At 73.1% G+C, this 12,070-nt stretch carries 9 protein-coding genes; 5 read left to right on the top strand and 4 right to left on the bottom strand.

Features of this window, described 5'->3' with window-relative positions:
• Positions 1–601 precede the first annotated feature (601 nt).
• From Q0994_RS00790 to Q0994_RS00775, 4 genes are all read left to right on the top strand, one after another.
• The gene (locus Q0994_RS00790; protein ID WP_299528121.1) at positions 602–2,005 is read left to right on the top strand and encodes a Cys-Gln thioester bond-forming surface protein; all 1,404 of its coding nucleotides are present in this window, start codon (positions 602–604) and stop codon (positions 2,003–2,005) included.
• Positions 2,006–2,531: 526 nt separating this feature from the next.
• On the top strand, positions 2,532–4,196 hold the full coding sequence (gene ettA / locus Q0994_RS00785) for an energy-dependent translational throttle protein EttA (RefSeq protein ID WP_299527541.1): 1,665 nt from the start codon (positions 2,532–2,534) through the stop codon (positions 4,194–4,196).
• Between the two features lie 5 nt (positions 4,197–4,201).
• Complete coding sequence (locus Q0994_RS00780; protein WP_299527539.1) at positions 4,202–4,624, top strand: thioesterase family protein; 423 nt, start codon at positions 4,202–4,204, stop codon at positions 4,622–4,624.
• On the top strand, positions 4,621–5,382 hold the full coding sequence (locus Q0994_RS00775) for a hypothetical protein (RefSeq protein ID WP_299527537.1): 762 nt from the start codon (positions 4,621–4,623) through the stop codon (positions 5,380–5,382). The genes Q0994_RS00780 and Q0994_RS00775 overlap by 4 nt, the downstream gene beginning before the upstream one ends.
• Before the next feature lie 153 nt (positions 5,383–5,535).
• Here Q0994_RS00775 and Q0994_RS00770 read toward each other — a convergent pair whose 3' ends face one another.
• Entirely contained in the window at positions 5,536–5,940 is a 405-nt protein-coding gene (locus Q0994_RS00770; RefSeq protein ID WP_299527535.1) for a globin, read from the bottom strand.
• A 174-nt stretch (positions 5,941–6,114) separates the two neighbouring features.
• Between Q0994_RS00770 and Q0994_RS00765 the strand changes: the two genes are divergently transcribed.
• On the top strand, positions 6,115–7,113 hold the full coding sequence (locus tag Q0994_RS00765) for a methyltransferase domain-containing protein (protein ID WP_299527533.1): 999 nt from the start codon (positions 6,115–6,117) through the stop codon (positions 7,111–7,113).
• Between the two features lie 132 nt (positions 7,114–7,245).
• Here Q0994_RS00765 and Q0994_RS00760 read toward each other — a convergent pair whose 3' ends face one another.
• The 3 genes from Q0994_RS00760 to Q0994_RS00750 form a co-directional block, all read right to left on the bottom strand.
• Positions 7,246–8,754, bottom strand: coding sequence for an FHA domain-containing protein (locus tag Q0994_RS00760; RefSeq protein WP_299527531.1), 1,509 nt, complete (start codon positions 8,752–8,754; stop codon positions 7,246–7,248).
• Between the two features lie 143 nt (positions 8,755–8,897).
• Positions 8,898–10,256, bottom strand: a complete 1,359-nt coding sequence (locus tag Q0994_RS00755) for a VWA domain-containing protein (protein ID WP_299527529.1) — start codon at positions 10,254–10,256, stop codon at positions 8,898–8,900.
• 258 nt (positions 10,257–10,514) lie between these two features.
• Positions 10,515–12,068, bottom strand: a complete 1,554-nt coding sequence (locus Q0994_RS00750) for a PP2C family serine/threonine-protein phosphatase (protein WP_299528119.1) — start codon at positions 12,066–12,068, stop codon at positions 10,515–10,517.
• Between the last annotated feature and the right edge of the window lie 2 nt (positions 12,069–12,070).

The raw sequence follows: 12,070 nt of genomic DNA, 5'->3' as shown, positions 1-12,070 counted from the left end.
GCCCTGCCGGAGCCGCTCCCCGGAAGCGCCGAGGAAGGACGGAAGCCAGGGGCACCCGTGACGGGGGACCCGTGGGCGCCGGGTGCGGCGACGGCGACGCGGCGGCTCTCGCCGAGTTGGGCGGTGACACCCGGTCCCGGTTCCCCGGGTCCGGCGAGCGCCACGGTCATCCCGCCCCCGCCCCCGCCGCCGCCCGCGTACCCGCCCGGCGTCGGCACTCCGACCGGTCTGGTCCGGGCTCCGGGCGGCAGGACCGGCGAGGGGGGCGAGGCGGAGAAGACGGGGCATCAGAAACGGTCCGTGAAAGGGGTGGCAGTGTCCTGACATCTCCCGACCGCCAAGGCGGGCACGCCGATTCGGCGATAACGATTGCGAGTCGGAATGGTTGTCCAAAGGTATGACGGGGGACTGGTGTTCGCCTCGCTCCTTAGGATTCCGAGTACTCATGGGTCACTTGAGTCTGTCGGCGGGGCACACCCCACACGCGCACCAAGCGCGAGGACCCCGCCCGGAGGGGAATTCTGTGATTTCTGCGTCTTCGGCGCGTGACGCGTCGTCCGCTCAGTCCTTCGGTCCGGCGGGAACGAGCCGCTCCCGCCGGCTGTCCCGCCTGGTCGCCACCGCCCTGGTCTCGGGTGTCGTCGCGGCCGGAGCCCTCGTCGGCACCGGTGTCGCCGTGGCCGACGAGACGCCCCAGCACCAGGGCGGCGCCTCCGCCGTGCTCGACGGCCTGAAGACGTTCGACGGCGCCGTGCTGCACGTCAAGGGTGAGAACGGCGAGAAGGACGGCGTCAAGAACCTGTCCGCGGGCCTCTTCGAGATGACCGTCGAAGGCGGCGGAAAGCTCAAGACCTACTGCATCGACATTCACAACCCGACCCAGGACAAGGCCCAGTACCTGGAGACCTCCTGGGCCGAGACCTCGCTCGGCCGGAACGAGGACGCGGGCAAGATCCGCTGGATCCTCGACCACTCCTACCCGCAGGTCGACGACCTCGACGCCCTCGCGAAGGCGGCCGGTTCCGGCACGCTCACCGAGAAGACGGCCGCAGCCGGCACCCAGGTCGCCATCTGGCGCTACTCGGACGACGCCGACGTCACCGCGAAGGACCCGGCGGCCGAGAAGCTCGCCGACTACCTGGAGGAGTCCGCCCAGGTCGTCGCCGAACCCAAGGCGTCCCTCACCCTCAGCCCCGCCGCGGTCTCCGGCAAGGCCGGCGAACTGCTCGGCCCGGTCACGGTCCACACCGACGCCGGCCAGGTCTCGGTCGCGCCGCCCGCCGACGCGGTGGCCAGCGGGGTCAAGGTCACCGACAAGGACGGCACTCCCGTCACCGAGGCGACGAACGGCACCGAGCTCTACTTCGACGTGCCGGAGGACGCCGCGGACGGTTCCGCCTCGCTGTCGGCGCAGGCCACCACGTCCGTTCCGGTGGGCCGCGCCTTCACCGGTGCCACCACCACGAGCCAGGTGCAGATCCTGGCCGGCTCCAGCGTCTCCACCGTGACCGCGGAGGCCGCAGCCACCTGGGCCAAGAAGGGCGCCGCTCCGGCTCTCACCGCCAAGGAGAACTGCGTCGCCGGCGGTGTGGACATCACCGCGCAGAACAACGGCGACGAGGCCTTCACCTTCGAGCTGGCGGGCAAGGAGCACACCATCGAGGCCGGCAAGACCGAGACGGTGACGATCCCGGTCGGCGAGGACGAGTCGTACGACTTCACCATCACCGGTGAGGGCGGCTTCACGCAGAACTTCAAGGGCGTGCTGGACTGCGCCACCAGCGGCAGCACCACCCCGGCGAACGACGAGGTCACCACCCAGACCACGGAGCAGCCGAGCCCCGCCGCCACCGGCTCCGGCACCTCGGGCACCGAAGGCGCCGACCTCGCCGCCACCGGCGGCTCCAGCGCCACCCCGGTCATCGCCGGTGTGGCCGTCGTCCTGGTCCTGCTCGGCGGCGCCGCCGTCTTCGTCCTCCGCCGGAAGAAGACGAGCACCAACTAGCGATGCACGGTCGCGCGGCCCACGGCCGCGCGACCACCGCCTCCGTACCGCGACCGGCCCCCGGGCGCCGCACGGAAGCCCCGCGAAACACCGGGCCCCGGCCACGTCCCCGACGTGACCGGGGCCCGGTGGCGCGTCGGGCCGGGAGCCCGCTCCCGGCCAGGGGGCCGCTCAGGGCGGAAAGCCGGTGTTGATCGTCATGGAGCAACCGCGCCGACGGGGACCGGCTCGGATGCCTCCTCAGCGGTAACGCTCGTGCGTCACGGCGCACCGTGCATGCGTGGACGGAACTCTCAGCTCCTGAGCCGGTGGTGATCGCCGATCGATGCTCGCGCTGGGCCGTCTGCGGGCCGCCAAGAGGTTGACCGGCGATGCGGAGGACGGCTGCCGACCATCGCAACGCGTGCCCCTCGGTATCTCCCCGCCCCTGGTCAGGGTCGCGGGGAGGCGCTGGTTTCCCCCGGCGGGTGGACGTCAGGCAAGATGGGGTGTATCTGCCCACACATCGATTGCCGGACGGTTTCTCTTGGCTGAGTACATCTACACGATGCGCAAGACGCGCAAGGCGCACGGCGACAAGGTGATCCTTGACGACGTCACGCTGAGCTTCCTGCCCGGCGCCAAGATCGGTGTGGTGGGCCCGAACGGCGCCGGTAAGTCCACGGTGCTGAAGATCATGGCCGGTCTGGAGCAGCCGTCCAACGGCGACGCGTTCCTCTCGCCCGGCTTCAGCGTCGGCATCCTCATGCAGGAGCCGCAGTTGGACGAGGCGAAGACGGTTCTGGAGAACGTCCAGGACGGCGCCGCCGAGATCATGGGCAAGCTCAACCGCTTCAACGAGGTCGCCGAGCTCATGGCGACCGACTACAGCGACGCCCTCATGGACGAGATGGGCAAGCTCCAGGAGGACCTGGACCATGCCAACGCGTGGGACCTGGACGCCCAGCTGGAGCAGGCCATGGACGCCCTGGGCTGCCCGCCCGGCGACTGGCCCGTCAACAACCTCTCCGGTGGCGAGAAGCGCCGTGTCGCGCTCTGCAAGCTGCTGATCGAGGCGCCCGACCTGCTCCTCCTCGACGAGCCCACCAACCACCTCGACGCCGAGTCGGTGAACTGGCTGGAGCAGCACCTCTCGAAGTACGCGGGTGCGGTCGTCGCCGTCACCCACGACCGGTACTTCCTGAACAACGTCGCCGAGTGGATCCTCGAACTCGACCGCGGCCGTGCCATCCCGTACGAGGGCAACTACTCCACGTACCTCGACAAGAAGGCCGCCCGCCTCAAGGTCGAGGGCCGCAAGGACGAGAAGCGCGCCAAGCGGCTCAAGGAAGAGCTGGAGTGGGTCCGCTCCAACGCCAAGGGCCGCCAGACCAAGTCGAAGGCCCGCCTCGCCCGTTACGAGGAGATGGCGGCCGAGGCCGACAAGATGCGGAAGCTGGACTTCGAGGAGATCCAGATCCCGCCGGGCCCGCGTCTGGGCTCCATCGTGGTCGAGGTCGAGCACCTGTCGAAGGCGTTCGGCGACAAGGTCCTGATCGACGACCTGTCGTTCACGCTGCCGCGCAACGGCATCGTGGGCGTCATCGGCCCGAACGGCGCCGGCAAGACCACGCTGTTCAAGATGATCCAGGGCCTGGAGACGCCGGACACCGGCTCCATCAAGGTCGGCGACACGGTCAAGATCAGCTACGTCGACCAGTCGCGCGCCAACATCGACCCCAAGAAGACCCTCTGGGCGGTCGTGTCGGACGAGCTGGACTACATCAACGTCGGCCAGGTCGAGATGCCTTCGCGGGCCTACGTCTCCGCGTTCGGCTTCAAGGGCCCGGACCAGCAGAAGCCGGCCGGTGTCCTGTCCGGTGGTGAGCGCAACCGCCTCAACCTGGCGCTGACGCTCAAGGAGGGCGGCAACCTGCTGCTCCTCGACGAGCCCACCAACGACCTCGACGTCGAGACCCTGTCGTCGCTGGAGAACGCCCTGCTGGAGTTCCCCGGTGCGGCGGTGGTCATCTCGCACGACCGCTGGTTCCTGGACCGGGTCGCCACGCACATCCTGGCGTACGAGGGCGACTCCAAGTGGTACTGGTTCGAGGGCAACTTCGAGTCGTACGAGAAGAACAAGGTCGAGCGTCTCGGTGCGGACGCCGCGCGCCCGCACCGCGCCACGTACAAGAAGCTCACGCGAGGCTGATCGACGTGGCCCGTCACATCTACCCCTGTCCCCTGCGCTGGTCGGACATGGACGCGTTCGGCCACGTGAACAATGTGGTCTTCCTCCGGTACCTGGAGGAGGCGCGCATCGACTTCATGTTCCGGCTCGCGCCGGGGGACGGTTCGCCGTCCTTCGCGGGCGGCTCCGTCGTGGCGCGTCACGAGATCGACTACCTCCGGCCGCTGGTACACCGCCACGCCCCGGTGACCGTCGAGTCGTGGGTCACGAAGATCACCGCCGCGTCGCTCACGATCGCGTACGAGATCAAGGACGAGGACCAGGTGTACGTGCGGGCCTCGACGGTCGTCGTGCCGTACAACCTGGTCGAGGAGCGTCCTCGGCGGATCACCGCCGAGGAGAAGCTGTTCCTGCAGGAGTACATGGTGGAGGAGCCTGCCGCGGCATGACGACGCCCGTGCAGTCGCTGCTGTTCGCCGACGCGAGGGAGGCGGCGGATCTCGCCGCCTTCCTCGGCCGGTTGCTGCACTACGACCGCGCCGCCGCTGTCCGCCTCCAGGCGGACAGCGGGGCGCTGGCCGTGTTCGGCCGGCCGCCGTCCTTCGACGTGCTCGCCGTCCGCACGGCCCGCCTCGGCCACCCCGCGTCGTTCGACGTGACGGTCTCCGCCGGGGAACTGCTCGAATCCCTTGCCGTCGAAGCCGATGAGGCCGCCGGAGCCGACGGGGCCGACGGGCCCGAGGAGTCCGGTGGGGCCGGGGAACGGTCGCCGGGCGTCGGCGGCCGGGGGACCCTGCCCGCGCCCGTCACCGGTCCGCCCTGGTCCGGGGTGCTGCCGCCGCGCGGGCCGTGGCGCGAGGTGCCGGGCCTCCCGGACGCCGGGGAACTGGCCGCCGCGCTCGCCGAGGCGGTCGCCGAATTCCGCGCCCGTGACACCGCACTGCCCGAGGAACGCCGTACCCGGGCCGAGCGCGATCTCATCGGCCGCGACCTGTGGTCCCGGACCGTCGGTGCCACCGGGCTTCCACTGCGCGCCGTCCACGCCGCACAGTCCCTCGGCTTCCTGCGCCCCCACGCCGGTTTCCCGGTCACCCTGCTCAGCGCCGGACCCTGGCTGCGGCTGCGGACCCCCTACGGGGCGATCGCCCTCCGCCCCCGGACCGGCGCCGGCCTCGGCAACCTCGCCGTCAGCATCGGCGGGCACTGAACCGCCTCGCGGCGGAGACTGGCAGCATCGGCGGGAGCTGAACCGTACCGCGGCGGAAGCTGGACCACCGCGTCGGCGTGAGTGGAACCGCATCGGCGGAGACTGACTGCCCCCGCCCCGCCCGCACCCTGTCCGCCCCGCCCCGCCGCCCGCTCAGCCCTCGGTGTTCACCATCGAGGCCGCGGCGTAGGTCAGGTACGACCACAACTGGTGGTCCTGCTCCGCGGGCAGTTCCAGCGCGTCGAGCGCCACCCGCATGTGGAACAGCCACGCGTCGTGGGCCGCCCGGTCCACCCGGAACGGCGCGTGCCGCATCCGCAGCCGGGGGTGTCCCCGGTGGTCGCTGTACGTGCGCGGGCCGCCCCAGTACTGCATGAGGAACAGGGCGAACCGTTCCTCGGCCGGGCCCAGATCCTCCTCGGGGTACATCGGCCGCAGCAGCGGGTCCTCGGCCACGCCCTGGTAGAAACGGTGCACCAGGCGCCGGAAGGTCTCCTCGCCACCGACCTGCTCGTAGAAGGTCTGCTCCTGAAGCGTCTCGCGGGGATTCTCTGTCACCCGTCCATGGTCGCAGACGCCAGGACCGGCCACCGGGCCCACGGCCCGCCGGAACCGTGAACTCCGGGTGCCCCGCGCCCCGCAGGCCGCCCGGGGACGGCCCGGCAGCGGCCCGACGGCCCGGAAGCGGCCCGACGGCTCGACCTTCCGGCCGGTACGCAGGACAGTGGATCCATGGGGTCCACGGTGCACGACCCGTTCGCCGCCGAGGCGGCGACGGCGCGCAGCTCACTGGTGCGGCGGATCCGGGCCGAGGGCGGTCTGACGGATCCGTCCTGGCGGGCCGCCTTCGAGCAGGTACCGCGCCACCTGTTCGTGCCCTACTACTTCGTGGGCGGGCGGGGCGGCTACCGGCGCCTGTGGTGCGCCGACCCGGACCCCGACGTCCGGGACCGCTGGCTGCGCGGCGCCTACGAAGACGTTCCGCTGGCCACCCGGCTCAAGGACGGCGTGCTCGTCTCCTCCAGCAGCCAGCCCTCGCTGATGGCGCTCATGCTCGACGAGACCGGTCTGCGGGAGGGCTCCACGGTCCTGGAGATCGGGGCCGGCACCGGCTACAACGCGGCACTGCTCGCCCACCGGCTCGGGGACGACGCGGTGACCACCGTCGATCTCGACCCGGACATCACGGAGGCGGCCCGCAGCCACCTCGCGGCCGCGGGCCACCGCCCCGCCGTGGTGACCGGGGACGGGGCGCGCGGCTGCCCGGCGCGGGCTCCCTACGACGCGGTGATCGCCACCTGCACCCTCGGACACGTCCCGGCCGCCTGGATCGCCCAGTGCCGCCCCGGCGCGCGCATCCTGGCGCCGCTGGCCACCGGCCTGATCTCGTTGCGGGTACGGGAGACGCCGGACGGACCGCTGGCCGAGGGGAACTTCCTGCCCACCGCCGCGTTCTTCGTGCCGCTGCGGGGCGCCGAGTCGCCGGCCGGGCGGCTCCCCCCGTACGGCGGACTGCCCCGGCGCGCGGCGGCCGACGACCGGTTCCGTTTTCTGCTCGACCTCGGTGCCGGCACGCTCGACCCCTTCGAGGCGCTGGCCATGTGGGAGGGCGAAGGGCGCCCCGGCCGGGAGCGGTACGGGATCACGGCGGGACCGGGCGGCCAGTGGGCCTGGCTGGACGACCCGGCGGGAGCATACGTGTGGCCCCTCACCGGTCCGCGGGACGGGTGAGGGGCCACACGAAGCCCACCGGGGCTCACGGCGGGCGGAACGGCTCTTCCCGGCCCGACGGGACCCGTCCGGGTACCTCCCGGGCCGGGAAGAGCCGGACCGGGAGGTACCGGACGCCGGCGGGGCGGAGGATCAGCCCCGGCGGACCGTGATCGTCGTCCAGGCGCCCACGTGTACCTGGTCACCGTCCTGCAGCTGCACCGGAACGTACGGCTGGATCGGGTCCTCGGCACCGTTGAGCGTGGTGCCGTTGGTCGAGTTCTGGTCGACCACGGCCCAACTGCCGTCGGGCTGCTGCACCAGCACCGCGTGCTGGTGGGAGACGCCCGGGTCCTCCGGGGGCACGGAGAGATCGATGTCGGGGGACTCGCCGGTGCTGTGCCGGCGGCGGCCGATGGTGACCTGGCTGCCGGTCAGCTCGATCTGCTGTTCAGGGGAGTACGCGGGCAGGTTGAGCCCGCCCGCCTCCGGGCCGCTGCGCTGCATCATCGCGAGGAAGTACTCCCGGTCAGGAGCGATCACCGCGGTCCAGGCGGAATGCTGCTCCGGCGCGCCCCGACCCGCAGCGCCCTGCCCCGGAAGGTTCTGGTCCTGGCCGCCGGGGCGGCCGGGCTCGTGGCCCTGGCCGGGTCCCTGCGGCTGCCCCGGGAAGGGCGGGCTGTAGGGCCGCTGCGAGCCCTGGGGCGACTGCGGTCCCTGTGGCTGGAAGGCCGAAGGCGCCTGCGGGAACGCGTCCCGGCCCTGGGGCGCCTGGGGGTACGCGTCCCGGCCCTGGGGCGGCGCCTGGGGTGCCTGCGGCTGGAAGGCCGGTGCCGCCTGCTGCTGGAACGGGTCGCGCTGAGGTTGCTGCTGGAAGGGATCACGCTGCTGCTGGAACGGGTCCTGTCCCTGAGGAGCCTGGGGCGGGAACGGCTGCCCCTGGCCGGCGCCCTGACCATGCCCCTGACCCGGTCCCTGACCGTGCTCCGGTCCCTGGTCACGACGGCTCTGGTCACGGCCCTGGTCACGCCCTTGGTCACGGCCCTGGTCCGGTCCCTGGCCCGGCTGACGCTGGGAGGGCGGCGGCAGCATCCAGTCGTCGTTGCCGGCCTGCGGCTGCGACGGCGCGGGCGGCGCGCTCTGCTGGAACGACGGAGGCGGCGGGCTCTGCTGGAAGGACGGCGGGGGCCCCTGCTGGAACGGCGGGGGCGGCGGACCGCCGCGCTCCGGCGCCAGCGGCTCGGCCGGGCGGTTCATCTGCGAGGGCCGCGAACCCTGATACTCGAACGGCTCGCGCTGCTGCTGCGGCGGCGGCCCCTGTTGGGCCTGGAAGCCCGGCGGCAGGCTGAGCCCCGGCACCGGTCCGGCCCCGGCGCCGGGCTGCGGCGCGAGCGGGGTGTACGAGGTCGCCGTGTTGGTCAGGAAGTTCCAGCGGCATTCCTCGCAGAACGGCGCTCCCGCCTCGCGCGGGGTGCGGCACTGCGGGCACAGCTCGGCCTGGGCGGTCGGCTGTCCGCCGGGGCCCGGATAGCCGTAACCGGAGGCCGGGGGTGGGGGCGGCGGGACGGCGCCCGTGGGCGCGCCCGCTTGGGCCATGCGGTGTCCGCAGACCTCGCACCAGTCCTCGGAACCCGACTGGTGTCCGTTCGGGCAGGTCGGCATGTCGGCGCTTCCCCCTCTCCTCGTCCGGCCCGTGCGGGCCGTCATGCTCGTCGCTGCGCCGCGCGTCGGGCCGGACGGAAGACCGTCCGGCTACCCGCACGGCTGTGCCGCTTGGTTTCTGTCCGTATGTGTCTTCGAAAAGACTATTTCTTGACGCGAACGGTCTTGGTCGAGCGTGTTTCGAGTGTCATCTCGTCCGCCTCCGCGACCTTCGCCTTGAGTCGCACAGTACCCGTCGCCGCATCGACCACGTCGACCACCTTCGAAAGCAGTTTCGCAGTGTCCTCGTTCCCGGAGGCCGACGCGAGCTGCACCGCACGCCCCAGTTTCGCGGTCGCGCCGTCCAGGTCGCCGGCCTTCCGCGCGTCGAGTCCCTGCTGGATCACGTGGGCCAGTTCCGCCTGCCCCGTGTAGTGCGCGACCTGCGGGTTGATCGAGGTGGACGCCACCATGTCGTCCGTCCAGACGGCCCGGACGAGGCCCTGTCCGAGCGTCCGCGGCGCACCCCCCGACGGGTCCGGAAGCACCAGCGAGACGCGGGCGGCCAGCATCTCCTGGCCGATGTTCGCCTGCGGTACCCGTACGCAGACGTGGTAATCGCGGGATTCGTCACCCCAGGAACCGGTCGGATAGTCGCCCGCCCGCGGTCCGGTCTCCGTACGGCGCCCCGTGAGGTCGGACACGGTGGGGGCGACCTGCTTCACGAAGACGATCTCGGCGCCGAGCGGGGTCCAGAGCCGCAACGCCACGTCCGCGACCTCCTTGCCCATGGCGTTCTCCATCATCAGCGTGAAGTCCGCGGCGAGGCCGGCCGGGTCCGCGACGATGTCGGCGGTACCGAGCAGCGCCGTGGCGACCGAGGTGACCTCCTTCACCTCCCAGTCCGTCCCCACGCCCCGGGCGTCGCAGGTGAAGCGGCCGGCGCAGGCGTCGAGCGCGGCCCGCAGGTCCTCCGGGGCCTCGTGCTCGTTGCGGCCGTCGGTGAGCAGGATGCCGTGCCGGATCGCCGCGCCCGACGCGTCCAGCAGCCGGTCCGTCAGGCGCAGCCAGGTGCCGATGGCGGTGCCGCCGCCCGCGCTCAGCCCGCGCAGGGCCTCCTTGGCCTGCGCCTTGGTGCGCGGGTCCGCGACGGCGAGGCGGCCGTTGCCCGGATAGAGGTCGCGGGCCACGTGCGTCCCGGCGACCACCGAGAACCGGGTGCCGTCCCGGAGCGTGTCGATGGCCGCCGCGGTCGCGTCGCGGGCGTTGCGCATCTTCGTCGGCGGGTAGTCCATCGAGCCCGAGCAGTCGACCATCAGCACCACGGCCGCGTCCGTTCCGCGTCCCGACCCCCGGCCGGGGACCGCGTCCACGCCCGCCAGCGGGACGCCGCCGGTGGTGCCGCCCCCGGTGGAGGTGACGGTGACGATCGCGTTGACCTCGCGGCCTCCCTCGGGGAGGTAGGCGTTCTGGTACACGTCGACGCTGAACTGCGGAACGTTCGACTTGGAGAAGTTGGCCATGGAACGGCTCCTCGGTGCTCCCCACGGGTCTGCGGGAGACGGTGTACGGACGAGTCGGTGGGCCGGGGACCCTGGGTGCGGGACCCGCGACGGTCGGGTGGCGGGTTCCGCGCCGGTGAGCGGCCCGGTCCGGAGCGCCGGCCGGGTGGGCCGGCGAACGGCGTTCGCGGTCGGAGGTGATCGAGGGGGAGGAGGCGGGGGCGGACGGGCCGGGCCGGCCGGTACGAGGCGCCGGAACCCTTCAGCGGGGGCGCGGGCTCAGGGGGCGTCGTGTCCCGGGCCCGCCCCCGGCGGCGGCTCCACGGCGAACGGCAGCAGCGCCACCGTCACGTTGTCGTGGCCGCCGCCGTCCAGCGCGTGGCCCACCAGCACCCGCGCGGCGTGCAGGGGCCGCTCGTTGACGTCCCCGGGCAGCACCGCGGCCATCTCCCCGGCGGACTCCGCGTAGTTCCAGAGTCCGTCGGTGCAGACCACGACGGTGCCCGGCCGGTCCGGTTTGAACGCGGCGGTGTGCGGCTCCAGTTCGTAGGAGTCCGCGCCGAGCCAGCCGGTGATCGCGTGGGCGCGCTCGTCGGCGTACGCCTCGGCCTCGCTCATCAGTCCGGCCGCCACCATCTGGGCCGCCCAGGAGTCGTCCTCGGTGAGCCGGGCGGACGGCTGGGAGCGGTCCTCGGGCACCCAGTAGACCCTGCTGTCCCCGACCCAGCCGATGACCAGCAGTCCGCCCGCCGACACCGCGCCGACCAGGGTGCAGGCCGGGGCGTTCTGGTGGTGCTGCGGGTCGTGGTTCCTGGCGGCGCCGGGCGGGCCGTTCAGCGCGTCCACCGCTTCCGCCGCGGCCACGATCGCCTCGTGCATCGCCTGCTGCGGGTGGGTGCCGCGCGGCAGGGACTCCAGCAGGGACTCGTTGGCGGTGCTCGCGGCGGCGGCCGACGCCTCGTCCGGACGCGTCGCGGAGGAGACGCCGTCGCAGACGATGGCCACCACCGCCGGGGAGCCGTCCGGAAGTGCCGTCGCGGACACGGCGAAGGCGTCCTCGTTGCGGTGGTGACGCAGGCCGCGGTCGCTGACCGCGGCGACCGCGCCCAGCTCCTGTTCCATGTGGTCGCGCTCGCGCGGCTGGGCGTGGCCGCAGTTCTCGCAGTACCCGTCGGCGTCGACCCGGCCGGACCGGCACGCCACACAGACCTTGCCGCCGGTCGCACCGAGGGGGACGGCCGTGGGCTCCGCCGTCCGGGGATCTGCGTCCGAGCCTGAGGGGGCGGGGCCGGAGGGATCGGAGGCGGGGGGCTCGGAGGCGGAGGGGCGGACGCCGGGCGGGGTGGGGCCGGCCGGATCGCTGCCGGGGGGAGCGGCGGCCGGGGAGGCGAGCGGGAAGTCGTCGGCACCCGCGCCGGCCCGCGCCCGGCCCGCGCCGCCCTCGCCGTAGGCGGTGGCGCCGCGCGGAGCCTCGGTACCCGCCGCGGGGCGGCCGTGGCCGGCGGCCCGTGCCGGTGCGGCCCCCGCCCTCGGGGCCAGGCCGCCGTCGTACGCCGGGACCTCCTGCGCCCGCTCGTCGTAACGGACGGACGGCGGCTCCGCGCCGCGAACGCCGGACGCGGCCGGCGGAGGCTCCCAGGGGCGCGGCCCGGTCACCGCCGTCCCCGCCGACGCCGGGGCCGGCACCGTGATGGCCAGGGTCGGCCGGTCGGACGACGCCGCCGCCGACGACAGGTCGTGCCCGCAGGCGCCGCAGAAGAGGTCACCCGCCTCCAGGGGCTCCGCACAACTCGGGCAGCCCGACAGGCCGTTCTGCTGGTGGAACTGTGACATCT

Origin of the sequence: uncultured Streptomyces sp., from assembly GCF_947488945.1 — a bacterium.
Taxonomy (GTDB): domain Bacteria; phylum Actinomycetota; class Actinomycetes; order Streptomycetales; family Streptomycetaceae; genus Streptomyces.
The sequence above is the reverse complement of the archived record's forward strand: the minus strand, read 5'-3'. Positions and strand labels throughout refer to the sequence as shown.